Origin of the sequence: Streptococcus sp. AM28-20 (genome assembly GCF_003603595.1) — a bacterium.
Taxonomy (GTDB): Bacteria; Bacillota; Bacilli; order Lactobacillales; family Streptococcaceae; genus Streptococcus; species Streptococcus ilei.
In genome coordinates this window covers 14,737-40,395 of record NZ_QTNK01000003.1, presented here as the reverse complement: position 1 = coordinate 40,395, position 25,659 = coordinate 14,737, and the positions used below count along the sequence as shown (strand labels likewise).

Genomic DNA, 25,659 nt, shown 5'->3' with positions numbered 1-25,659 from the left:
CTTTATGTTCATTATCGATTGTATGTTCTTTTGCTTTTTGTGAAGGAGAGAAGGAATTTTCTTCACACCTTCAACTCTAAAGCTTCGAGATAGACAACCTTCTCAGGTTTTCTACTCTCTTGAACTACATATTTTATTAATCTTCTTTCCCTTCAGCTTCGAAAGCTGCGCGAGCTTCCTTAGCTGCTTTTTCACGTGCTTTTTCTAGATCATCTACGTGGATAACATCGTCGTCTTCCCCTTCGTCAAGGTCGCGAAGTTCAACTTCTTTGTCATCTTCATCTAGAACACGCATATCCAATCCAAGTGATTGCAATTCTTTCACGAGTACTCGGAAGGACTCTGGCACACCTGGTTTTGGAATTGGTTTTCCTTTGGTAATCGCTTCATAAGCTTTCAAACGTCCGTTGACATCATCTGACTTGTAGGTCAAGATTTCTTGAAGGACATTAGACGCACCATAAGCCTCAAGGGCCCAAACTTCCATTTCCCCGAAACGTTGTCCACCAAACTGAGCTTTACCTCCGAGTGGTTGTTGGGTAACCATTGAGTATGGTCCGACAGAACGAGCGTGGAGTTTATCATCAACCATGTGGTGAAGCTTGATCATGTACATGACACCGACAGAAACACGGTTGTCAAATGGCTCACCTGTACGGCCATCGTAAAGAATGGTCTTAGCATCGCTATCCATACCTGCTTCACGAACAGTATCCCAGAGGTCTTCTGAGCTTGCTCCGTCAAAGACTGGTGTTGCGATGTGGATACCCAAGTTACGAGCTGCCATACCGAGGTGAAGTTCCATAACCTGACCGATATTCATACGTGATGGCACCCCAAGTGGGTTCAACATGATATCAACCGGTGTGCCATCTGGAAGGTATGGCATGTCTTCAACAGGAACAATACGAGAAACAACCCCTTTGTTTCCGTGACGACCGGCCATCTTATCTCCGACGCGGATCTTACGTTTTTGTGCGATGTAAACACGAACCAACATGTTCACACCAGATTGCAATTCATCTCCGTTTGCACGCGTAAAGATCTTGACATCGCGAACGACTCCATCTCCACCGTGAGGAACACGAAGGGATGTATCACGCACTTCACGAGATTTATCTCCAAAGATGGCGTGGAGGAGACGTTCTTCGGCAGAAAGGTCTTTCTCACCCTTCGGTGTGACCTTACCAACTAAGATATCGCCTTCTTTCACTTCCGCACCAATACGGATAATTCCCATTTCATCAAGGTTTCTGAGAGCATCTTCCCCAACGTTTGGAATTTCACGAGTAATTTCTTCAGGGCCTAACTTGGTATCGCGCGTTTCTGATTCGAATTCTTCCAAGTGAACAGATGTGTAGACATCTTCTTTGACCAAGCGTTCGCTCATGATAACGGCATCCTCGAAGTTGTAGCCTTCCCAAGTCATGTAGGCAACGATTGGGTTTTGACCAAGGGCCATTTCCCCTTTTTCCATCGATGGACCGTCTGCGATAAAGTCACCTTTTTCAACGACATCGCCAACTTTCACAAGGGTACGTTGGTTGTAAGCAGTACCTGAGTTTGAACGACGGAATTTTTGGATGTGGTAAACATCAAGGGATCCATCTTCCCGACGAACTTCTACCTTGTCTGCATCCGCATAAGTAACCTTACCATCGTGTTGGGCAATGACTGCAGCTCCTGAGTCATGGGCTGCTTGGTATTCCATACCAGTACCCACATAAGGCGCTTTTGGATCGATCAATGGCACAGCCTGACGCTGCATGTTGGCACCCATAAGGGCACGGTTGGAGTCATCGTTTTCCAAGAACGGAATACATGCTGTCGCAACGGCAACTACTTGTTTTGGAGACACGTCCATGTAGTCGACTTGATCAGATGGGAACTCTTGGTTGTTACCACGGTGACGTCCCATAACGATTGGCTCGGCAAAACCACCTTTTTCGTTCAACTTAGAGTTGGACTGTGCTACGATATACTCATCTTCTTCATCAGCTGTCAACCAAACGATTTCGTTAGTCACCACACCTTTTTCACGGTCTACTTTACGGTATGGTGTTTGGATGAAACCATACTTGTTCAAGTGTCCGTATGAAGACAAGTTATTAATCAAACCGATGTTTGGTCCTTCAGGTGTTTCAATTGGACACATACGACCATAGTGAGTGTAGTGCACGTCACGGACTTCATATCCAGCGCGGTCACGTGTCAAACCACCAGGCCCTAAGGCTGACAAACGACGTTTGTGGGACAACTCAGAAAGTGGGTTGTGTTGGTCCATGAACTGGGACAATTGTGAAGAACCAAAGAATTCTTTAATCGCTGCAGTCACTGGACGAATGTTGATAATTTGTTGCGGTGTTAATACTTCGTTATCTTGAACAGACATGCGTTCACGGACATTACGTTCCATCCGTGAAAGTCCAAGACGCACTTGGTTAGCAAGCAATTCACCAACCGCACGAATCCGACGATTTCCAAGGTGGTCGATATCATCGACACGGCCAAGACCTTCAGCCAAGTTAAGGAAGTAGCTCATCTCAGCAAGGATATCGGCTGGAGTGATGGTACGAACCTTATCATCTGGATTTGCATTGCCGATGATAGTGACAACGCGGTCTGGATCAGTAGGCGCCACAACTTTGAATTTTTGAAGAACGACTGGTTCTGTCAAGACTGCTGAATCATTTGGAGTGTAGACAATCTTGTTCAAGTCACCGTCCAAATGTTCTGAGATGCTATCGATGACGTCGCGCGTCATCACTGTTCCAGCTTCTACAAGGATTTCGCCTGTTTCAGCATCTACCAATGGTTCTGCGATTGTTTGGTTCAACAAGCGGTTCTTGATATTGAGTTTCTTGTTGATCTTGTAACGACCAACTGGTGCCAAGTCATAACGACGTGGGTCAAAGAAACGGGCTACCAACAAGCTACGTGAGCTTTCCGCTGTTTTTGGCTCACCTGGACGAAGACGCTCATAAATTTCTTTGAGGGCTTCATCTGTTCGTGAATCCATTGGGTTCTTATGAATATCTTTCTCGACAGTGTTGCGAACCAATTCGCTATCCCCAAAGATATCAAAAATCTCATCATCACCAGAGAAACCAAGGGCACGAACCAAGGTCGTAAATGGAATCTTACGCGTACGGTCAATACGAGTGTAAGCAATATCTTTTGAGTCTGTTTCAAGTTCTAGCCAAGCTCCACGGTTCGGAATAACCGTTGATCCATAGCCAACCTTACCATTCTTGTCCACTTTATCATTGAAGTAGACACCTGGTGAACGAACGAGCTGGGATACGATGATCCGCTCTCCACCATTGATGATAAAGGTCCCCATCTCAGTCATGATTGGGAAATCACCAAAGAAAACTTCTTGAGTTTTAATTTCTCCTGTTTCCTTGTTAACCAAGCGGAAGGTTACAAAGATTGGAGCAGAATAACTCGCATCATGGATACGTGCTTCTTCCAAGGTATACTTTGGTTCTCTGATCTCATAGCCGACAAATTCCAACTCCATTGTGTCGGTGAAGTTCGAAATTGGCAATACATCTTCGAAAACTTCTTTCAAACCATGATCCAGAAAATCTTTAAATGAATCCGTTTGGATTTCAATCAAATTTGGTAAATCAAGAACTTCTTTGATTCTTGAAAAACTACGACGGGTCCGATGTTTCCCGTATTGAACGTCATGTCCTGCCAAAGTTTTAACTCCTTTTTCTATACTAGGATACCAGCTAGGGGAAGCCCCTCTCTGAAGATCCGGTTTCTAGATCGCTTTTGACTACATCAGAATAGTTCTCATCCAGTCGAAACGATGTTATGAAGGGGGTGTGATCTACATCACGTGAGAAGAAATCTCCTCCGTATCATTTATCCTTTTTGGAATTTTTAGAAAGATTAAGTTTGTGTGACAAACCCAGTTTTTTCTAAAAATAGGCACAAAAAGAGCAGCTAAATCGACTTTTATAAAGTTTGATTTAACTGCTGTAAGCTTCTATTTGGACAATATTTCAAATAAAGCGCACGACAAATTACTTGTTCTTATTATATCGTATTTTCACAAAAAACACAAGGTTTTCTCTAGACATGAAAACGATTTTATGGTATTGCCCCTCATTATTTTTATCGGTTTTGACCACTAGATGATGAACTGCTTGTCGTGTTCGAATTGCTTGTCCGGTTGGTATTTCGATTTCCATTGGAAGTCCCCCCTGAACCGCCTAAGATTCCAGCCCAGGCACTAGCATAATCACTATCTGATCCACCAATCGCGAACCGATAGGTCGTTTGTGGAGCGCCATTTTTAGCCCAATAGCTCGTAACCGTTGCACCTGACACATCGATATCACGACCATTGACATTGACACGACCAGGTCGTTGTCCAGTAGATTTCAAAACAGTAGATGAAATGACACTGCTATCTAGAGTGAAGCGGTCTTGCACTCCCCAAGCATTTGGATCCGCCTGATAGATGGCATTTGCTAAATAGGCCATGTAACTTGCGTTATTATTGTATCCTGTCAACGGAGCCATGGAAGCATTGTTATCGTGTCCAATCCAGCCACCTAAGGTGAGATTTGGAGTAGAAAGCATGAGCCACATATCTCCATTCTCATTGGTAGTTCCGGTTTTTCCAATCCAATCAGCGTTTGCAAGGGTTGGATTGACCTGGCTGATCCGGCTCTTAAAGGTTGTAGTCGCACCAGAACTGATGACCCCTCTTAACAGATCTTGCATGATGGTCGCAGCCGCTGCTGAATAAACCCGTGTTGGCTTGCTTTCGTGCTGGTAAACAACTTTTCCATCTCGATCCATGATTTTTTCAATCATGTAGCGCTTTTGGTAATTCCCATTATTGGCAAGGGTTTGATAACCATTTGTATGTTGAGCAACGCTTACTTCGATTCCGCCTCCCATTGGCAGACTTTCAATCCCATACTCAGCGATGTCGTAGCCCATTTTTTCCATATATCCTGGGACATCGACACCCTTTTCACGAAGAGTACGATAGGTCCAATAAGCTGGGATATTCCATGAGGTGTTGAGGGCCTCTCGGAGGTCCATCATCCCAGTCCCTCGATTATCCACGTGCATAATTGGCTCTCCACTAGAGAAGTTGGTTGGGTAATTGGAGAGGATACTATTGCTTCCCATCAAGCCTTGGTCAATGGCAATCCCATAGGCCAGCAAGGGTTTAATGGTAGACCCTGGAGAACGCTCCGTGTCAAAAGCATGGTTATTTTGATTCCCGTCAAAATTCCGTCCCCCAACAAAGCCAAGAATAGCCCCTGTTCGGTTGTCCATAAGGACATTCCCTACCTCTACCGTACCCGTTCCATCGTCCAAGATGCCTCCATAATTGGCAACCGCTTCTTGCATGGCATTGTAGATAGCTTTGTTGATAGTGGTTTGGACCGTATAACCACCCTCTCTCAATTCTTTCTTTGCCAACTCTTGATAAGATTTAACGGTCGAATTGTTTTTTAGGTCGTGGCTAGAGACGTTGTCTCTCTTGATTAAATACTCATACATGGCTTCTTCCGCTTCACTGACGGCTTGGAAATACAAGTAGTCGTGTGGCGTCTTCTCGATGCTATTTGACGGAAGGAAATCCTTACTTAAATCATATTGACTATATTGGTCGTACTCTTCCTTAGTGATAGCCCCTGTCCGATACATATTGTACAAGACATCCTTTGCCCGATCCAAGCCTAAAGCTTGATTTTCTGGAGTTTTGAGACTTCCATCAGAAGCATAAGGTGAGTAGACAATTGGGCTCTGTGGCAAACCAGCAATAAAGGCCGCCTGTGGAATGGTCAAGTCTTTGGCAGAAACTCCAAAAATCCCTTGAGCTGCCGCTTCTACTCCAGCAATATTTTGTCCACGGTTGTTTCGACCAAATGGAGATACATTGAGGTAGGTCGTTAAAATTTCGTCCTTATCCATTACCCGCTCAAGAGCAAGGGCATCGATAATCTCCGCAGCTTTCCGTGAGAAGGTCGGTGCATCTCCCACAACTTGTTGTTTGATCAACTGTTGGGTCAAAGTCGAACCCCCACTAGAGGAACCTACTCCAGCAACTGAACCCAAGGTAGCCCGGATTACTGCTTTTGGAACAACCCCGTTATGGCTGTTAAAATTCTCATCTTCTGTGGCAATGACGGCCTTTTTAACATTGTCCGAAATCGCATCCTTTTGAACAGGAATCCGAATGAGGTCACTATCAATATCAGAAATGACACTCCCATCTGAGTAGGAAATCTTTGAAACACTGGAAATGTTTCGTACTTGTTGAACCAGCTGTGTTGGATCCGGTGTTTCTGTCGCATTAAATAGACTGGCCGCATAGCCAATCGCAATCCCTGCTCCAAACAAGAGGCCACCTAAAGCAAACACCAATAACACATCCCAAAGGAGCTTCATGGTTCGGAGAACTGTCGCTACGAAATCTCCTAATGACCAGCCCTCCTTGTCTTCTTTCTCATTGACTTCAACAGTCATTTTGGCAAAGAAGCCTTTTATTTTCTTCCCGCACTTTGTAAAAAATTCTCTCATTTGACTCACTCTATTTCTCCTTGTCCTTCCTATTATACCAAATGGACTACTTTCTTTTCAATTCCTAAAGTTGAGAACACTGTTTCCAATTGGATTTTTTTCGTCCATTCATTGCTATTTCAAGTCATTATGGTAAAATAGAGAGAAACCATACAGATACTGGACTGTTTTCATCGATCTGGCCAGTAGCTTAGAAAAGGAGAGAACGATGCACATTTTTGATGAGCTAAAAGAACGTGGTTTGATTTTCCAAACGACTGACGAAGATGCTTTGCGTAAAGCCCTAGAAGAAGGACAAGTATCGTATTATACTGGCTACGATCCAACTGCTGATAGTTTGCACCTTGGGCACCTTGTTGCAATCTTGACCAGTCGTCGCTTACAATTGGCAGGCCACAAACCTTATGCGCTTGTCGGTGGTGCGACCGGACTCATTGGAGACCCTTCTTTCAAAGATGCCGAGCGCAGTTTACAAACTAAGGGGACTGTAGACGGTTGGGTCACTTCTATCCAAGGGCAATTGTCTCGTTTTTTAGATTTTGAAAATGGGGAAAACAAGGCTGTCATGGTCAACAACTACGACTGGTTTGGCAGCATCAGCTTCATTGACTTCCTTCGCGACATCGGAAAATACTTTACTGTCAACTACATGATGAGCAAGGAATCTGTGAAGAAACGAATTGAAACAGGGATTTCTTACACTGAATTTGCCTACCAAATCATGCAAGGCTACGACTTCTTTGTCCTCAACCAAGACCACAATGTCACTCTGCAAATCGGTGGTTCTGACCAATGGGGAAATATGACAGCTGGTACTGAGTTGCTTCGTCGGAAGGCTGACAAGACTGGTCACGTAATCACTGTGCCCCTCATCACAGACGCAACTGGTAAGAAGTTTGGCAAATCTGAAGGGAATGCTGTCTGGCTCAACCCTGAAAAGACTTCTCCATACGAAATGTACCAATTCTGGATGAACGTCATGGACGCTGACGCAGTTCGCTTCTTGAAAATCTTTACCTTCTTGTCACTGGATGAGATTGAAGAAATCCGCAAACAATTCGAAGCAGCTCCACACGAACGCTTGGCTCAAAAAGTCCTTGCTCGTGAAGTCGTGACTCTGGTTCACGGAGAAGAAGCCTACAAAGAAGCCCTTAACATCACTGAGCAACTCTTTGCAGGAAACATCAAAAGCCTTTCTGTCAAAGAACTCAAACAAGGACTTCGTGGTGTGCCAAACTACCAAGTACAAGCAGACGAAAACCACAACATCGTAGAATTGCTCGTATCATCTGGCGTAGTTAACTCAAAACGCCAAGCCCGTGAAGACGTACAAAACGGAGCTATCTACGTCAACGGTGACCGCATCCAAGACCTTGACTATGTCTTAAGTGATGCAGATAAGTTAGAGAACGAACTCACTGTTATCCGCCGTGGGAAGAAAAAATACTTTGTCTTGACTTATTAAAAAGAAGACCTCTGAAACTATGACTTTCAGAGGTTTTTTGGTACACTAGAAGTATCATGACGATCAAACCAAAATTACAACGATTTCAGACCGCAACAGCTTTTGCCTGTCCCATCTGTCAGGAAGCCCTTGACCTGGTCCAACAAAGCTTGACTTGTCCCAACCGTCACTCCTTTGACCTTGCTAAGTTTGGCTATGTGAACTTGGCTCCACAAGTGAAGCCCTCTAAGGACTATGACAAGGAGAGTTTCCAAAACCGGCAACTAGTTTTAGAGAACGGCTTCTACGACCATATCCTTACTACCCTATCAGAATGCTTGTCTCCACTGGACCATCCATCCAACATTTTAGATATTGGTTGCGGGGAAGGGTACTATTCTCGCAGCTTGCAAGAACGGTATCCAGACCATTCCTTTTACGCCTTCGATTTGTCTAAGGAATCGATCCAGCTGGCTGCTAAGAGCGACCATGAATGGAAGGTCAAGTGGTTTGTCGGGGACCTAGCTCGCCTCCCTCTTTTAGACCAGAGTATGGACCTTCTTCTAGACATCTTTTCGCCAGCGAACTATCAGGAATTTAAACGGATCCTGGCCCCAGACGGTCGCCTTATCAAGGTCATCCCAACAGCAAGCCATCTGCAAGAAATTCGTCAGAAGGTTAAGGAGCACCTCGATCAGGCCGATTATTCCAATGAGCAGATTATTCAACATTTCTCTGATCATTTTACGGTTGAACAAAGCCTCCATTGCCAGGAAACTTTCGAACTCACACCAGCATTGCGGGAGGCTCTTCTGAGCATGACGCCTCTCCTCTTTCATGTCGATGCATCTCAAATCGACTGGAGCGATTTGACTCACATCACTATTTCTGCCACTATTTTGGTTGGAAGAAACAACTAACAAACACCCTCCATTGATTGACAAATGGAGGGTCTTTTTTTATGTTTATAGATTAGTCACTTTCCTCTACGCCGATTTGTTGACGGTAGGCTTTGGGCGACTTGCCACACAACTTGCGGAAAACCTTGTAAAAGTAACCGACATTACTGTAGCCGACTTCATAGCAAATATCTTCAATACTTTCAGTTGTGGATAAAAGTAGCTGTTGGGCCGCTTTGATCCGTTGTTTATTCAAGAGCTCAGCAAAGGTGGAATTGGTTTCACGTTTAATCAATTGTCCTAAATAAACGGGATTGATATAGAGATCTTTGCTAATATCCTTGAGCGACAGTTCCTTCCGATAGTCACGTCCAATAACTTCCAAGACAGTCGCCACATTATTGTTCATTCGATATTGAGAGAAGAAACTCTCCAATTGGTTCCGAACGCAGGTAACAAGATCCTCGAAAGTCGTTGTCTCATGAACAGCTTTCACAACTTCTGTCAGGTCATCTCCGTGCAGGTGTTCAAATAAATGAAAGACATCCATAATAAACTGAATAAAGAGTTGCTTGGCTATCGCCACTTTTGGAGTATGTCTTTTCACGGTTTCCTCCAACCAGTTCAACTCCTCTAAAATCTGTTGGATATTCCCCTGGATGATGACTCGGTAAATGGGTTCGTAGTAATTAAAGACGCCATCTTCTTCTTCCAAAGGGAGATCCCCATAAAATAGTCTTCGTTCAACAAGCTCTTTAAACTGTTGAAAATGTTCCTTATAAGGTGCTTGGAAACGACGCTGTAGGAAAGCCCCCTCATCCTCATCTGAAAGATAGAGTTGAAGATTTTGTCCCAAGACCTGATAAGACGAACTGGCAAAGCCTTTCCTTTCCTTATCCACTCCAATCCAGAGTTGCTTTCTTCCTCGGATGGCCTGCTCAAACTCTTCTTCTGACCAATCTTCATGAAGGAGCCGATTGGCCGTCTCTTGATCTGGTTTTTTCAGAGTTTGAGATAATTTTTCTAGGATATTCCCCAACTCCACCTTATTGACAGGCTTTAACAGATAGTCTGCTACCCGGAGGTTTAAGGCTTTTTTTACATAAGCAAAATCTTGGTAACCCGACATAATGATATAAGCTGCATGGGGAAGAATAGACTGCATTTGATCAATCATTTCCAGACCAGTTTTTCCTGGCATATTGACATCCGTAATCACGATATCTACTGGATAATCCGCAACATAAGCCAAGGCCTGATCCGCATCCTCTGCTGTGTAAACAACCTCCATGTCCCATTTTTCAAAGGGAATCAGTTTTTTCAACCCCTCAGTAATCATATATTCATCGTCAACCAATAAGACTTTATACACGATTTTTTCCTCTTAAGTGTCCTCGATGGTAATCGTATAGAGGACACCTTTTCCTTTTTCTGATGTAATTTGAATGTGGTAACGATCCCCAAAGTAGAGAAGGAAACGCTCGTGGACATTGACAATCCCAATTGATTGTCGTTCCTTACTCTCTTCTACTTCTTCTCGAGGATCCCTATGACTCAATATTTGTTGGATCCGTTGCAACTGGCTCGGTTCCATTCCTCTCCCGTTTTCCTGAACACGAATCTCCACAGCTTCTCCAACACGACGGACTTTGATACTAATGACATTGTCCTTACGTTTGTGATCAACTCCATGAACAAAATAATTTTCCACTAGCGGCTGAAGAGTAAACTTCGGAATAATCATCTCTTCCAGACCGGGTTCAATTTTAAAGCCATAGGCAATCGATTTTGGATAACGTACCATACAGAGATAGCTGTATTTTCTACAAAATTCCAACTCATTTTCTATGGTCGTCTCTTTCTCCTCTGAAATATTGTTTCGAAGGAGACTGCTGAATTCGTAAATAATATCGGCTAATTCTTCTTGATCCTGCATGACTGCATACATGCGAATAAACTCCATGGTATTATACATGAAATGCGGATTAATCTGCGCTTGTAAGGCCTTCATATTGGCATCTTTTTGGCTCAGTTGTAGCTGATAGATATCCCGAATAGACTTGTCCATATTGTCCAACATGGTATTGGTCATTTCTGCAACTAGGAGGAGCTCCTGCTCTTTGGTATCCACATTGATCCGTCGCTCAGAATCCCCCTGGCTGATGGCTTCCATGGTATCTACCAAATCCAAAACTTGTCTTTGGTAATTACGGAAAATTCGTTGAAGCAAGAGATACAAGACTAAGACCAGGATTAAGGCGACCGAAATCATCCAGGTAAAACTAAATAAGGCTGTTCGAACCGTGTAAGAGGTCGGAATCCCAACCCAGATTTGATAGCCGTAAGCAGTATCCCGCACAATCCACTGACTATGATCTTCTGGATTGATGTCTCCCCTGTGGTAAAAAACCTTCCCCAAGGGATTATAAATCTGGACGGCAACTGGAATCGTGTCTTGAATATTGTCGACAACAGAATCTAAAAGCGCCGGATTGATTTTAATATAAGCCAGTCCAATATCTTCGCCAGTCGTAACATCCGTCAAGGAAACTGGAATCGCTTGTGAACTAGCCACGTATTGATCCGCTGGAACTTGTTGCCCTCCTTTTTTATTCTTACTGGAGACAAAGACCGTTGTGTAGTCATTTAACACCAAATCAATTTCATCCAGGGCGTCGTGTTCCAAGTAAAGAGTCTCAACATTGCGGTGCAGGGAGACTTGAATATAGTTGGAAAAATAATGATCCAGTCGCCAACTTTCGTATTCAGAAGGTGTCAAGGAAAAATATTTATAAACACCTTCAAGTTTGGCTGGATTTTCAACCAGACTCTTCCCCCATTGAGAAGATCTCTTATAAATATCCTCTACCTCAGCAGTCAAGCGAGAGGAAATCAACTGAGCGATTCGATCTGTCTCTGCCTTCTGATTATGCCAATAAATCAAAGAAACCGTCACACCTAAGGTCGTGATAATCCCGACCATGATATAGGCATAGAATTTCAAAAGTGTTGCTAACCATATTTTTTTCATAATTAAGAAACCACTTTAGACCGAATTGTTTCATAGACGGGTTGAAAAATATCATTGACAAAGAAATGCCACAAGCCCAGTAAAACAAAGAAAAATAAAGCTGGAACAAAATGGGTGACAACCCCAAGAAGAAAGGTCCCCAAGAGAAACTTCGTCACTGCACGAATATCAAGAAAAGCACCAATAAAGCTCAACTTCAAGCTATTGAGATAGGACAACTCAAAATGGACCTGAAGCTTGAGGTAGACTGCAAAAGTCAAGGGAGCTACCAACAAGAAAATCAAATTGACCAATAAGATAAAAATCTGAAATAGGGACAAGTGGGGCAATTGAATCATCAGATACATACCATAAACAAGAATGGCTTCAATCAAAAAAAATGTATAGAAAACCTGGTTGGCAGGACGGAAGTTTTCTTTATAGAGGGACCAAGCTTCAGACCAACCATATTGCTTGTAATCAGATCCATGTTCGGCATATAGACTCATAATCGTTGCGCTAGCTGGCCCAAATCCAAATAAGATTCCTCCACAAAAAGTTAGCGCCCAAAAAATTCCTGTTGCCAGCATGGCTAAGTAAACTCTTGTAAAAATAAATTCAATCATTCTTCCCATAATTTGTCTCCATATTCATTTGCTGTAGAGGGGAACTTCCATCAAGTTAGTATAGTTTCCCTAGTACAAATGATGATTATACCCTATATTATAGCACATTTCCCCTGATGCTTTCGATTCTAAATCATCAACAGAAAAGACTTTGAAGTACGAAGACCTCAAAGTCTTTTAATAGACTTAAGCAAGTATTGTTAGCTTATTTCTTAGCAGCAAGGTACTCATCGTATTGTTTTTGAATTTCATCCAATACTTTTTGGTAGGCACCTTCTGATTTCAATTTTTCAAGCATCTTAGGAATTTCAACTTCAGGATCTACTGTACCTGTATTGATAGCACTTGTGAATTGGTTCAAAGTGTTTGTAAGGGCAGTGATTTCTGATTTCACATTTTCAGTGTTGAAGATGAATCCAAGTGCTGGAGATTCTTTTGCAGTTTCCAAGTCTTTCTTAGATTGTGCAATTTGCTCATCGGTTACGTTTTCGTTGATGTAAAGAATCCAGTTGTTACCAGTGTTCCATCCAGACATGTGAGTATTTCCGTTGTAGCCATCCAAGACTCTTACACGGTTTTCTTTACCTTCAACTTTTTCCCAGTTCTTGCCTTCTGGTCCGTAAACAAGACCGTTCAAGAGTTCTGGGTTTGTATTCAAGAGGTTCAATACTTCCATTGCTTTTTCTTTGTTCTTAGAGTTGTTTGAGATAACAAAGTTTGCAACTTGAGTAGTGTTGTTTTTCTTGTAAAGTTGAGTGAATGGTTTAATTTCGATCTTACGGTTTGCTACACGAGTAAGCAAGCTGTTACCGTAGTCAGCAGGTCCTACTGTTTCTTCACGTACCAACCAAGTATCTTGAGAAAGGTCATATCCAGTGTCGCTTGTAGCTACGTCTTTTGGAATGTAACCAGCTTCATAGTATTTATGAAGAGTCTTCAAGTTTTCAACATAACGTGGAATAGTGTAACGGTCAACGATCTTAGTTGTGTCCCCTTGCAAATCGACAACGAATGGAAGACCATCTACTGCAATGTAATCGAAGTCATCAGAAGGTCCACCGTAGCTCTTGTTCATTGCGAATGGAACAACGTTTGGATCTTTTTCTTTGATGGCTTTCAAGACTGGTTCAAGTGAAGCGTAGTCTTTCACATCTGAAATATCGATACCATATTTTTCAAGAAGTGGTCCGTTGAAGGCAAAGTTTTGTGAAGATGCAACGTTAGCTGCAACTGGAACAGCATAAATCTTGCCGTTTACAGTATTCCCTTTGATATAAGCTGGGTCAAGTGCTTCATAAAGCTCTTTCCCTTCTTTCTTATACAAGTCTGTCAAGTCAGCATAAGCACCTTTTTGAGCGTTGATGACATAGTTGTTTGCAAAGGCAATATCGTAGTTTTCACCAGATGAAATGATAACGTTCATCTTCTTGTCATAGTCACCCCAACCAAGGTATTGGATGTCTAATTTAACACCAGCTTTTTCTTCGATGATCTTGTTAGCATTTTCTAACAAAGTATCCAAGTTATCAGGTTTGTCACCGATTTGGTACATTTTGATAACTGTTTTACCATCTTCACTCTTAGATGATTTTTGGTTATCACCTGTCAAGTTACCACAAGCAGCAAGAGTTGCTCCAAGTGCGAGAACGCTAGCAGAAGCTAAAGCATATTTTTTCCAATTTTTCATGAGAAAAACTCCTTTTTTATTTTTCTTTATTAACATTATGAAGGGTGGATGAACAAGAGTTGCTTACTCTTTAACACCACCGATGGTCAATCCTTTTACAAAGTAACGTTGGAAGAATGGATAGAGGATAGCGATTGGAACTGTTGCCACCACCACCATGGCCATCCGTCCAGTTTCCTTAGGAAGGGATTGGACCGCACCAGCGATTTGGCTAGATGCACCGACTGATTTAGAGATGTAATCCATGTTATTTTGGATTTGCATCAGCAAGTATTGAAGAGGATAGAGGTTTTCACTCTTGATATAGAGAAGGGCGTTGAACCAGTCATTCCAGAAGCCAAGGGCCGTGAAGAGACTGATCGTTGCAATCCCTGGGAGAGAAAGTGGCAAACAGATCTGGAAGAAGATCCGCGTTTCACTCGCTCCATCTATCCGAGCAGACTCGAGAATTGCTTCTGGGATGGTCCGTTTGAAGAAGGTCCGCATCAAAATAATATTGAAGGGACTTAATAACATCGGAATGATGAGGGCTCCAACCGTATCCCCTAAATGAAGCAACTGAGTGGTAACGATGTAACCTGGTACCATCCCTGCACTAAAGAGCATGCTCAAAAGTGCAAAGACAGTAAAGAAGTTTCTATACTTAAAGGTTCTACGAGAGATGGCGTAGGCATAGGTTGTTGTAATAAAGACATTACATGCTGTCCCTACAATCGTCACAAACAAGGTAATAAAGAGGGCTTGCAGAATCTTATCCTTAAATTGAACAAGGAAAAGATAGCCATCTGCACCAAACTTAGCAGGCCAAAATTGGAAGCCGTGAATAGCCAAACTTTGTTCATCTGTCAAGGAAATCATGACAACGAAGATGAAGGGCAAGATACAGGATAGCGCAACCAAGCCGACGATGCTACTAAAGAAGATGTCTGCTTTCTTACTGAAGGAGTGGATCCCAACATTATCAACTTTTTCTTTTTTAATTTTTGATTTTGCCATGGTATCCTCCTTTCTAGAAGAGCGCTGCATTCTTATCAATACGACGAGCTACAATGTTAGAGAGCAAGACGAGAATCAATCCGACAACTGATTGGTAAAGTCCAGCTGCTGCAGCCATCGCAATATCTCCTGATTTAGCCAGTCCATTAAAGACATAAACATCAATTACGTTGGTTACACTATAAAGAGCACCTGAGTTGTGCGGGATTTGGTAGAACAATCCGAAGTCAGCACGGAAGATATTTCCGATTGCAAGGATGGTCAAAACCGTAATTAAGGAAGACAACTGAGGAATGGTGATGTGGCGAATCCGTTGCCACTTGGATGCCCCGTCCACTGTTGCTGCTTCGTAAAAGGTTGGATCTATTCCCATGATGGTTGCGTAGTACATGACACTACTATAACCAAAGCCCTTCCAGATTCCTAAGAAAAGGAGAAGAGCCGGCCAAATGGCAACCTCTGTATAGAAGTTAATTCCTTTCATCCCAAGAGATGTCAAGACATGGTTAATCAAGCCTTTATCGACGTTTAAGAAGGCATCTGTAAAGAAGCTAATGATAACCCATGACAAGAAATAAGGGAACAGCATTGATGTTTGAAATACTTTGACCAATCGTTTAGACCGCATCTCACTAAAGATGATGGCAATCCCAACAGAAACAATCAAGCCCAAGAAAATAAAGGCTAAGTTGTATAGAACAGTATTTCTCGTAATGATATAAGCATCGTTGGAGCTAAAGAGGAATTTGAAGTTATCAAACCCAACCCACTTACTTTTCATTACGCTATCAATAAATCCCTCTCCAGTGATATGATAGTCTTTAAATGCAACAACGTTTCCCAAAACAGGTATGTAGAAGAATAAAATCAACCACACTGCACCTGGTAAAACCATCAAGAAGAAAATAAGATTTTCTCTCAAGGTCTTCAAAAACTTTTTCATCTGACTCCCTCCTTTGTTGTTTTCTCCCTTTGGTAACGTTTACATTATCAATTATAAAACTCTATGAAAACTTTTTCAAACTCCTAATTATAGAAAAAATTCTACAAATTTATGACATAGCCTTAAAAATGGAGAAAAAAGGAGAAGATAGATCTCCATTCATTGGACATTCTTCTTCTCCTTCAACATCATCTTCTTTAAAGACACCTTTTTAGATTAGGTTGTATAAATGGTCGAAGCTGTTGCAATCGTATGCCATTGGTTGGCTGTCGTGGCTGCAAAGTCCTTGTCTGCGTAGAAATCATTAAATGGCAAGATCTCTACTTCTAGTTCGTCGATACGTGAGATAGAACCAGTTAGATAGTCTTCAATACGACTTTCTGCTCGCTTAATCCGTTGCAAGAGTCCACCCATACGAATATCGACCGTATCCAAACCAAAGACCTTGTTTTCTTTCAGCCATTGGTGGCTAAAGAGGGCATGGAAGTTTTCAATCTCACTTCTAAGTTTTGGTAATTCTTCTCTGGCGATTTGTTGCAAGCTTTCTTTATCATCCGCTTGATAGGCTTGGCGAATGCGTCGTCCTACATCTACTTTACTACTTAAAATAGCATTTAACTGGGCCTGGGTTTCAAAAAGATAAGCGTAGACTCCAGCTTTTTCTTTAATAGCAGCAAGGGTTTCAGCAGCCTGGGCAAAGTGAGGCTTGTCTTGTTCAGGTGTCATGTGCTGATCAAGAATTGGGCAAAGAATATCCTGATAAAAGACATAGCGGTTAGGATTAATCCCACTCAGATTTCCTGGTAGATCTGGCAAGAGGTTGGCCAAATCCAGCTGCATAAAGTCCTCAGCTGATAGACCTGTATTGGTCTTTAAGTGAGCAGACAAGCGTTCTAAATCATTACGATAGCTAAGTTCTGCCCAGATTTGCAAGCTCGGTAAGATAGAGAACTGTGCTGTTTCACCACCATTATCTCCCCAACCAGTCACAATGACTTCTTTGATCTGATTGGCACGGCAGGCTTTATTAGCTTCGACTGCGATGAGACGACTGAAATAGTTGTGGGGCGTAAAACCAATCCACTTCCAAGCACCACCTGCAAAGGCGATATCCTGACTAATCTTGTGGTGGTTACGGAAGTTCCGGTTGTATTTTTCCTCACTATCTTGGTAATAATCCCAGTAAACCAAAGTCACACGGTCTTTGAGACGGTCTAGATAAACACGTGTTTCCTCTGGAATCTCCACATCGCGGTCATACTGACCATCTGCTGACATGAGCTTGAAGAACATATCGCTCCACATCTGGCAGTGGAAACCATACTTGTCTGCGATATCCAGCACGCGCTCCAAGTGTTGGCACATAAGGAGACTACGATCAACCACACCGTTTAGGATGAGGTAGCGTCCCAAACCAACTAGGTGAGCTTCGTCCATTCCGATATTGACCTTGCGAGTCTGTAGCTTAGATAGCGTCGCAAACATGCCATCAATCAGGTCATAAACCTTTTCTTCGCCAATGAGGAGAATGTCCTCAACATCACGAAGTTGCTGGACTTCTTTGACACTCCATTTGACAAAGGCTGACAAGTGGGCCAAGGTCTGGATACATGGTACAAAAGTCATATCAAACTGCTGGGCGTAGGCTTCAATTTCCTGTAACTCTTCAGCAGAATAAGCTCCACGGAAATAGCCAAAGTAAGGTTGTCCCTCGATTTGATAGGTATCTTCCATATAGAGTTCAAAAGTTGAGTAGCCCATGAGAGCTAAGACCTCAATCATCTGCTTGGCAGAGGTGACATTCATTACAGCATTACGGGAACAATCCGCCATGTATGCTAAATCTTCATAAGCCGCTTGTTCTTCAATCTCTACCTTATCACCTTCTACCAAAGCTGTTACTAGCACTGACAAGGCACGGTAGAGTTGGTGAGGTTTGTCATAAGTCAATTGATACTTTCCGCCCTCACCCTTGATAGAAATAGAAGATTGATCAGACTGGGTGACTGCCACTTCTACATTGGGTAGAGAAATGTGCTTTTTTAATGCTTCGATAGATTGGGCTTGTTTGGGACTAAGTCCTGTAAAAATTACCATTGGTTTTCCTCCTGTAACCAGTTGACAAGGGCACCGTAGAGATTGGCATCTGCGCGATAGGTGCAGGCTTGGATGACTGGCGCAATTGTATACTCTTCATATCTTTCGACAAAAGCATCTACTGCTTTTTGCACCCCTTTGATAAAATCTGGGTTCTGGCTGATGGAACCACCTAGGCTAATGACATCTGGGTCGATTAGATACTGGATATTGAGAAGCCCTTGGGCTAGGTTACGATTCATGCGCTCAATGGCTTCTTGACAAAGGGCATTGCCTGCTGCAGCCTCTTGGTAAACCTTACGGCCGTCCCAATCGGTTTGACCAGATTGTTCATTCACATAACGAACCATACTTCCAGTTGACGCCAGTTGCGACCAGTTATTGAGTTTCTCAGTTGGTGCAAGAGTCGTCATGTAACCAAACTCTCCACCCAAGCCATGGCGACCACGGTGTAGTTTCCCATTGATAATCATAGCCCCACCGATTCCTGTACCAATCACGACGCAGGCTGCATTTTCAGTCTCAGGATGAGCCAGCAGTTCACTAAGTCCAACACAGTTGGCATCATTTTCTAGATGGACAGGTAGCTGGTGATGAGCAAGGACCTGGTACCATGAAAAACCATGGATATATGGAATGGCACTAATCCCCTCAATCACTCCTGTTTTTTGATTGACCGCACCTGGCACACTCATCGCAATCCCACGATAGTCCTGTTCTGACAAGCGTTGGTCCAACCAAGCCAACAAATCTTCTAGAGTGTCTGGAGTTGGGGTGCTGGTCTTATCTAAAATCTTTCCATCAGGAGTCAGACTAGCAAACTTAATGCCAGTCCCTCCGATATCAATCGTTGCAATGGTCATTGCTTTCACCTACAAAAAGGAGCGAGTCCGCAGTTGGTTCTTACTTCTTCGCTCCTCCTTTCTGTTTCTGTTTACTGTTTGAAATTAAATTTCTTCTTTTTGAATGAATTCTGTACGAATTTCCTGTGGTGCCAATAGTCCTGAATGAACTGGGTATGGGCGTTCCAGCAAGTCAAGAATGGCTTGTTGTTTTTCAGACACGCGAACATTTTCTTGACTCATGTTGTAGTAACGAAGGACATAACCTTCTTCATTCTCAGCCACCTTAAAGGCTGTTGGGCAGACTTGTGGCAAGTTCAGTGCTGGATGGTTAAAGAGACTACCCGTTGCCGCAACACTACCCTCTTGTTTTGCAACTTGAAGGGCTGTAAATGGTACCTGGAAGGCTTTGGCGCGACGGAAAGCTGAGAAGCGTTCGCCTGCTTGGTGGCATTCTACCGCAAACTCAACTTCGATATCACGCAAACACTGAGCTTCCGGTGTTGGGAAGTAGCCCCAGTCACCGAGTTCACCTGAAGCACGAAGAAGGGTTACAGCCATAGTATCGTCTCTAAGAATTTCATACTCGTGCAATCCTTTATTGGATACTGTCACTCCTTTGACATCATCATACAAGCTGACAAAGGCTTGTTGGTGTTGTGGATTTTCAGGATTTTCCCAAGAAGCTGCTGGTTTATTTGGTCTTGTCACAACTTCATAGATGCTTTCAGAATCATTGCTTGGACGAGTGTTGTGAGTTTTGACCAAGAGACGGATGCGGTGATCCTTGGCAGTATTGGTAAAACGAGTCTTAAAGCGAATCTGTGGGTTATCCACAAAGACGGTCATCTCAGTTTCAAGAGGAATGGTTGTCAACTCTTCTGAACGACCAGCATCTCGTTTCATAAACTCGATAATGCCTCTTTGTTCCGCATCCAATTTTTCATCTGCACTGACTGGAATCGTCAAGTCATGCTTGAGCAAAATTTTTGCATAGCGAGCATTGTTTTCTAAGACTTCGTATCCTTTCAATTGAGCATAGATTGGCTCAGTACCTTTTGGTTGGAAGTAAATATATTCGTTACCAATATCCCCACGATCCTCAAAACGGATACAGTCTTCGTAAGCTTCATTTGTAGTCTTGTCATAGACGGTGATTCCTTCATCTACACTCACAGTTACAAACGGTGTATCAATCACTCCATTTTGATAAATACCATCTCGGTATTCTACTTGGCCTTCAACCAATTGGAAACTAGCCCAAGAAAGTGGAGCCAGATGAACTGGGATTGTCACGCGCACTTGACGAGCGATATAAGGTTGACGGAACTTATCCTTTGGCAAAGTATAGCCAAAACTTGCTCCCAAGTCTTCAATCTTCGCTTCAATGATATGGCCATCCAAATCTTCAACATGGTACTCTGGCAAGGACACAGCTGCCATCTTCTTGTAGCCTTCAGTTGGATGTAACTCTTTGAAATCACAAGTAGCAACATCAACCACAACACTGACAGTATCTACCTTGTCATGTAAAGCTGTGTTAACAACGGTGAAGAGGTGTTCGCTCTGTGCATTTTGGGTAGCTAGTTTGCCCTTCCATTCATTAAGAAGGTTGCTCTTGACAAAGTTACCGACTTGATTGACCTTGGCAAAACGAGTTTCCATTTCACGGTGGACCTCGTCAATACTGCATCCACAGATACTATCGTGTGGCGCATTTTGCAAAAGCACTTTCCAAGCATAGGTCAATTGATCCTTATGATTATGACCTCCTGTGAGAATGGTCAATGGTTCCACGACCTGCTCGAGCAAATTACTATTTTCTTGGAAGGCTTGTTTAAGGTAAACGCGTGAAGAAGAGGTATTGGCAAGGGTGTACCAGCCATCCGTTTCCTGGCTAGTCAACTCACCTGTGACCGTTGATAATTGTTCAGGAAGTGCACTTTCCACTGCTTGGACATATTCGTCAAATGAGCTATGAATAAAGGTCACGTCAGGGAAGAGTTCGTTTGCCACACGAATGGCTTCACTAATATTTCTCTGTACAGGCTGGTGATCACAGCCGTTCATCATCAACCATTGGTTGGTCGATGCATAGTCACGGACGTCTGCTAATTTTTGCTTCCAGAAAGTCAAAGCTTCATCTTTATCCACTGGAATTTCATTCCCGTTACTGTACCAGTTTGCAAAGAGAATGCCGAGTACACGGCTACCATCAGCCCCCTGCCAATACATCTCAGAAAATTGAGAGGTAAATTGCTCATCTTCGAGGACTTGGTTGTCAAATCCGATTGGCTTGACACCACGACCAAAGGCTGCTACGTGAATGCCTGATTTTTGAAGGATTTGAGGAGCCTGCCCCATATTTCCAAAGGTATCTGGGAAGTAGCCGATTTGAGTTGATGTGCCCCATTTGGCACATTCCGCTTGTCCAATCAAGGTATTGCGGACGTTCGCTTCACTGGAAATCAAGTAATCATCCTGCAAGATATAGAAAGGACCAATCTTGAGTTTTCCTTCGTCGATATAACGCTGCACCTTGTCACGATTTTCAGGGCGAATTTCTAAATAATCATCAAGGACGATGGTTTGTCCATCCAAGTGGAAGCTCTTAAATTCAGGATCATTTTCAAACAGATCAAAAAGATTGTCAAAAAGTTCCACCAATTGCATCCGGTGACTCTCAAAAGGTAGATACCACTCACGATCCCAGTGGCTGTGAGAAATAATATGTACAACAACATTTTCCATGAGTAAAACCTCATTCTAACTTAAATTTAAAAATAGATTTGTGATTCTTTACCAGAATCAGTTGAGCGAAAACGTGCTCCTTATACTCAATGAAAATCAAAGAGCAAACTAGGAAGCTAGCCGCAGGCTGTACTTGAGTACAGCAAGGTGAAGCTGACGTGGTTTGAAGAGATTTTCGAAGAGTATTAGCGAATATCCAGGTAATCCAAGACTAACTCACAGAACATCATATTGGCCCATGAGAACCATTCACGCGAGTATTTAGTTGGATCATCTACGTGGAAGCTTTCGTGCATAACACCTGTTCCGCCATCACATGCAACTAGTTGGTCTAGCAAGTATTTTTTCTCAGCTTTATCTGTAGCTGTTAAGCCTTGAATTGATAGGGCAATCGGCCAGATATAACGATAGAAGGTATGAGAGCTTCCGAGACCGCTAGCGTATTCTCCTTGGTAGAAGTATGGATTTTCAGGGCTCAGGATGGTGCAACGAGTGGCTTGGTACACTTCATCGTTCACATCACAGTAACCAAGATAGGGAGCAGCTAACAAGCTTGGTACGTTAGGGTCGTCCATGATGCTAGCATTTCCCAAACCGTCTACTTCAAAGGCGTAGATCTTTTCACCCTTGCTGTTGGTGGTGTAGGCGTAGTTTTCGATTCCTTCTTGAATCTCAGCTTGGAGACGTTTGGCATCAGCAATAATACTCTCGCTATCAGCTAGATTCAATTCTGCAAAAATTTCCTGGACATATCCCAAGACAACGACTGCAAACATATTTGACGGAATCAAGTAGCTATATTGACAACAATCATCACTTGGTCGAAAGGCTGACCAGGTCATTCCTGTCACGGCAAAGTCAGGACCAAAACCATCATTTACCAAAGTGTCTTCCTTACGATCGGTATCCCGAACAAAGCGATAAGGGGAGTTCTTATGATCTTGTTCCACCGTCCAAAGATGAAGGATCTCCTTGGTCGCTGTAACAAAAGTCTCATCAAACTGGCTGGTTTCTCCTGTTTCTTTCCAAAGGAGATAAGCCAACTGCAAGGGATAGCAAAGCGAATCCACTTCATACTTGCGTTCCCAAATCCAGCCATTGAGGTCTGTATGGTCTGTCTCATGATGCCCCTTCCAGTTCTCCTCAATATTAAAAGAGTTAGCATAGGGATCCTTAAGGATCAAGGTCATCTGACGTTTGACCAAACCTGCAATAGTCTGACGTAAACGAGGGTCTCTTTTTGCCACATGAAGGTAGGGTCTCAGCTGAGCAGTCGAGTCCCGAAGCCACATAGCTGGGATATCTCCTGTCAGGACAAAGGTCGAGCCATCTTCCAAAATTTCAACTGTATTATCTAAGGTATCTGTGTAGCAACGTTCAAAGACATCCACCCATTCAGGGTAATCCTTAGCACGTTCTGCTACTTGATCCAACCATTCTCTGACGATTTCTTTTGAATAGGTCATTTATTTTCCTCACACGTATCGATTCTTTCCTATTCAGTATAAAAGATTTCAAAGGGGAAATACATACGCAAATTATAGCCCTTTTTCTACAAACTTTTCTAGTTTTAAAAATTGCTTTCAGATTCTAGTAGCTTCTGCTAAAATAAAGAAAGAAAGAAAGAAAAGGGCTTAGAAGCTCTACTTTAATACAGGAGGTCCTTTATGAAGACCGATTTGACTTGCATTGATACCCGCTTAGGAACAGACAATCACCCAGCTTATTCCAACGGCAACACCCTCCCTTACACAGGAGTTCCTTTTGGGATGAATTATTTTCTCCCACAGACGACACATGAACAGGGTGCTTGGTTTTTCAACCCCAACCTTCCAATCTTTCAAGGCATTCGCTTGACCCATCAGCCGAGCCCTTGGATTGGGGATTTTTCTTGGTGTCTCCTCACCCCACTAACAGACATACCAACTCAAGAAGACCTCTATTTTAGACAGAGCAGTTACCGGATCCAAGAAGCTATCTTTCAGCCCCATTATTTAGCCCTCACCTCAGAGCGCTATCAAATCCACACAGAGGTGACGCCCAGCCTCTATGGAGCCTTCCTTCGCTTTAGGGGGCCATCTGAACTAGCACTTGCCTTGCACTGTCCCAATGGACTAACTGAGCTAGAATTCGGAGAAACAAATCTTCACTTCCACATCCTAGATCAAAATCATACAGACCAACATGACTTTCCGTTCTATCTTCATTTCGAATTTGACCAAGCTATCACTCGAACTCACTGGCTAGGGCAGGATTTGATCCTAGAGTTTGACAGCCCCATACTAGAAGCTCGATTAGGCACTTCCTTTATTAGCCCTGACTTGGCCAAATCTCACCTCCCTAAAGCTAGCTTTGAAGATATGAAAGAAAAAGCCGGTCGCAAGTGGCAAGAGCTAATGGACCGATTTGAAATTTTAGATACGGGCGGAGAGGATCGAACCTTTTTCGATCACTGTCTCTACCGTAGTCTGCTCTTTCCTCAGACTTGTTATGAAGTGACCCCTGAGGGGAAAGCAGTCCATCGCGACTTCGCTCACAACCGCATTCAAGAAGGAAAATACTTCACTGGTTTGGGCTTCTGGGACCTCTTTCGGACCACCTTTCCTCTTTATAGCCTGGTCTATCCTGAGCTCTATCAGGAATTTCTCGAAGGCTTCCTTAGCCATTACCGGGATACGGGCTTCCTCCCTAAATGGCTAGCGCCAGACGAAAGAGGCATGATGCCTGGGACACTCATTGACGGGGTCATTGCAGATGCTATTCAGAAAAGCCTAGCCCCCGACCTCCACACGGAACTTTTTGAAGCCATGCTGGATACAGCTAGGAAGGAAGATCCAAATGGTCATTACGGTCGACGAGGAGCTAAAGAGTACAAAGAATTAGGTTATCTATCCACCGACTATCACGAAAGCGTGAGTCATACCATCGACTTCTCCTATAGCGACTTTTGTATTGCCCAAACTGCTCAGATACTTGGCAAGGAAAATCTTGCCAAAGAATATGCCCAATCTAGCCTTTCCTACCGAACCCTCTTTGATCCAGAAACAGGTTATATCCGAGCCAAAGATAAGAAGGGTCATTTCAGACCAGACTTCTCTCCGATCAGTTGGGGACGCGACTATGCAGAGTGCTCTGCCATTCAGGCAACCTTAGGCGCCCTTCACGACATCGAGGGACTCAAGCAACTCTTTGGAGGAGAAGAAGGCTTTACCCACTACTTAACCCGACTGGCAACCCAAGCACCACATTATGAAGTGACGGGCTATGGCTACGAAATTCACGAAATGAGTGAGATGGCCCAAGCTCCTTTTGGGCAAATTGCCATTTCGAACCAACCGAGTTTCCACATCCCCTATCTCTTTCGCTATAGCCAACACCCAGAATACGCTAGCTTACTGATTCAAGCCATTCGCAAAGAAGCCTTCCAGCCAACCTTCAAAGCCTATCCAGGAGATGAAGATAATGGCAGTCTATCTTCTTGGTATATCTGGTCGGTTTTAGGACTCTATCCGACTTGTCCAGGCAAACCAGTCTACGATTTGGGGATTCCTCTCTTCAAACATCTACGCCTCTATCTCCCTCAAGAGAAAAAATGGATCCATATCCATTGTACAGCCCACACAGCCCAGGCACACTTCCTTCAAGATCTTTCCCTTGATGGGAAAAGAATCGACAGAGTGAGTCACCAAGACCTCTTGAAAGCAGAGAAGCTGGATTTCCACCTCTCTTGGCTCCCTAAGATCTAGAAAACGAAAAAGAATGAAGAGTTGGACACTCTTCATTCTTTTTCTATGGCACTAATA

15 protein-coding genes are annotated in these 25,659 nt (G+C 43.3%); 3 read left to right on the top strand and 12 right to left on the bottom strand.

Annotation, left to right across the window (positions count from 1 at the left end; genetic code table 11):
• Nucleotides 1–136 precede the first annotated feature (136 nt).
• On the bottom strand, nt 137–3,706 hold the full coding sequence (gene rpoB / locus DW738_RS08165) for a DNA-directed RNA polymerase subunit beta (RefSeq protein WP_117744988.1): 3,570 nt from the start codon (nt 3,704–3,706) through the stop codon (nt 137–139).
• A 422-nt stretch (nt 3,707–4,128) separates the two neighbouring features.
• Nucleotides 4,129–6,570, bottom strand: coding sequence for a penicillin-binding protein PBP1B (gene pbp1b, locus DW738_RS08160; RefSeq protein WP_123160786.1), 2,442 nt, complete (start codon nt 6,568–6,570; stop codon nt 4,129–4,131).
• 199 nt (nt 6,571–6,769) lie between these two features.
• On the opposite strand from pbp1b, the gene tyrS reads away from it, so the two are divergent.
• Entirely contained in the window at nt 6,770–8,026 is a 1,257-nt protein-coding gene (gene tyrS / locus DW738_RS08155) for a tyrosine--tRNA ligase (RefSeq protein ID WP_123160785.1), read from the top strand.
• Between the two features lie 56 nt (nt 8,027–8,082).
• Nucleotides 8,083–8,925: a methyltransferase domain-containing protein gene (locus tag DW738_RS08150; protein ID WP_123160784.1), complete on the top strand. Its 843-nt coding sequence runs from the start codon at nt 8,083–8,085 to the stop codon at nt 8,923–8,925.
• 52 nt (nt 8,926–8,977) lie between these two features.
• Here the strand turns inward: DW738_RS08150 and DW738_RS08145 are convergent, their stop codons facing one another.
• The 10 genes from DW738_RS08145 to DW738_RS08100 all read right to left on the bottom strand — a co-directional run bounded on the left by DW738_RS08145 (nt 8,978) and on the right by DW738_RS08100 (nt 23,322).
• Entirely contained in the window at nt 8,978–10,276 is a 1,299-nt protein-coding gene (locus DW738_RS08145) for a response regulator transcription factor (RefSeq protein ID WP_123160783.1), read from the bottom strand.
• Between the two features lie 12 nt (nt 10,277–10,288).
• Nucleotides 10,289–11,935, bottom strand: a complete 1,647-nt coding sequence (locus tag DW738_RS08140) for a sensor histidine kinase (protein ID WP_023022067.1) — start codon at nt 11,933–11,935, stop codon at nt 10,289–10,291.
• 2 nt (nt 11,936–11,937) lie between these two features.
• Nucleotides 11,938–12,549, bottom strand: coding sequence for a DUF624 domain-containing protein (locus DW738_RS08135; protein ID WP_123159898.1), 612 nt, complete (start codon nt 12,547–12,549; stop codon nt 11,938–11,940).
• 196 nt (nt 12,550–12,745) lie between these two features.
• The gene (locus tag DW738_RS08130) at nt 12,746–14,227 is read right to left on the bottom strand and encodes an ABC transporter substrate-binding protein (protein ID WP_123160782.1); all 1,482 of its coding nucleotides are present in this window, start codon (nt 14,225–14,227) and stop codon (nt 12,746–12,748) included.
• Nucleotides 14,228–14,290: 63 nt separating this feature from the next.
• Complete coding sequence (locus tag DW738_RS08125) at nt 14,291–15,223, bottom strand: carbohydrate ABC transporter permease (protein ID WP_023022064.1); 933 nt, start codon at nt 15,221–15,223, stop codon at nt 14,291–14,293.
• 13 nt (nt 15,224–15,236) lie between these two features.
• Nucleotides 15,237–16,166 carry a sugar ABC transporter permease gene (locus tag DW738_RS08120; protein WP_120701368.1) on the bottom strand — a complete coding sequence of 310 codons (930 nt, stop codon included), beginning with the start codon at nt 16,164–16,166 and terminating at the stop codon, nt 15,237–15,239.
• Between the two features lie 216 nt (nt 16,167–16,382).
• On the bottom strand, nt 16,383–18,263 hold the full coding sequence (locus DW738_RS08115) for a beta-N-acetylhexosaminidase (protein ID WP_123160781.1): 1,881 nt from the start codon (nt 18,261–18,263) through the stop codon (nt 16,383–16,385).
• A complete protein-coding gene (locus DW738_RS08110) occupies nt 18,257–19,126 on the bottom strand; it encodes an ROK family protein (protein WP_123160780.1) in 870 nt (289 codons plus the stop codon). Before DW738_RS08110 ends, DW738_RS08115 begins: the two co-directional genes overlap by 7 nt.
• 84 nt (nt 19,127–19,210) lie before the next feature.
• The gene (locus DW738_RS08105; protein WP_123160779.1) at nt 19,211–21,856 is read right to left on the bottom strand and encodes an alpha-mannosidase; all 2,646 of its coding nucleotides are present in this window, start codon (nt 21,854–21,856) and stop codon (nt 19,211–19,213) included.
• 185 nt (nt 21,857–22,041) lie between these two features.
• Nucleotides 22,042–23,322 carry a glycoside hydrolase family 125 protein gene (locus tag DW738_RS08100; protein WP_023022059.1) on the bottom strand — a complete coding sequence of 427 codons (1,281 nt, stop codon included), beginning with the start codon at nt 23,320–23,322 and terminating at the stop codon, nt 22,042–22,044.
• Between the two features lie 201 nt (nt 23,323–23,523).
• On the opposite strand from DW738_RS08100, the gene DW738_RS08095 reads away from it, so the two are divergent.
• Nucleotides 23,524–25,602: a GH92 family glycosyl hydrolase gene (locus tag DW738_RS08095; RefSeq protein WP_123160778.1), complete on the top strand. Its 2,079-nt coding sequence runs from the start codon at nt 23,524–23,526 to the stop codon at nt 25,600–25,602.
• The last annotated feature ends 57 nt before the right edge of the window (nt 25,603–25,659 follow it).

Coding starts and splice junctions, on each gene's coding strand:
- tyrS (WP_123160785.1), top strand. CDS start 6,770: ATGCACATTTTTGATGAGCTAAAAGAACGTGGTTTGATTTTCCAAACG.
- DW738_RS08150 (WP_123160784.1), top strand. CDS start 8,083: ATGACGATCAAACCAAAATTACAACGATTTCAGACCGCAACAGCTTTT.
- DW738_RS08140 (WP_023022067.1), bottom strand. CDS start 11,935: ATGAAAAAAATATGGTTAGCAACACTTTTGAAATTCTATGCCTATATC.
- DW738_RS08135 (WP_123159898.1), bottom strand. CDS start 12,549: ATGGGAAGAATGATTGAATTTATTTTTACAAGAGTTTACTTAGCCATG.
- DW738_RS08130 (WP_123160782.1), bottom strand. CDS start 14,227: ATGAAAAATTGGAAAAAATATGCTTTAGCTTCTGCTAGCGTTCTCGCA.
- DW738_RS08125 (WP_023022064.1), bottom strand. CDS start 15,223: ATGGCAAAATCAAAAATTAAAAAAGAAAAAGTTGATAATGTTGGGATC.
- DW738_RS08120 (WP_120701368.1), bottom strand. CDS start 16,166: ATGAAAAAGTTTTTGAAGACCTTGAGAGAAAATCTTATTTTCTTCTTG.
- DW738_RS08115 (WP_123160781.1), bottom strand. CDS start 18,263: ATGGTAATTTTTACAGGACTTAGTCCCAAACAAGCCCAATCTATCGAA.
- DW738_RS08110 (WP_123160780.1), bottom strand. CDS start 19,126: ATGACCATTGCAACGATTGATATCGGAGGGACTGGCATTAAGTTTGCT.
- DW738_RS08105 (WP_123160779.1), bottom strand. CDS start 21,856: ATGGAAAATGTTGTTGTACATATTATTTCTCACAGCCACTGGGATCGT.
- DW738_RS08100 (WP_023022059.1), bottom strand. CDS start 23,322: ATGACCTATTCAAAAGAAATCGTCAGAGAATGGTTGGATCAAGTAGCA.
- DW738_RS08095 (WP_123160778.1), top strand. CDS start 23,524: ATGAAGACCGATTTGACTTGCATTGATACCCGCTTAGGAACAGACAAT.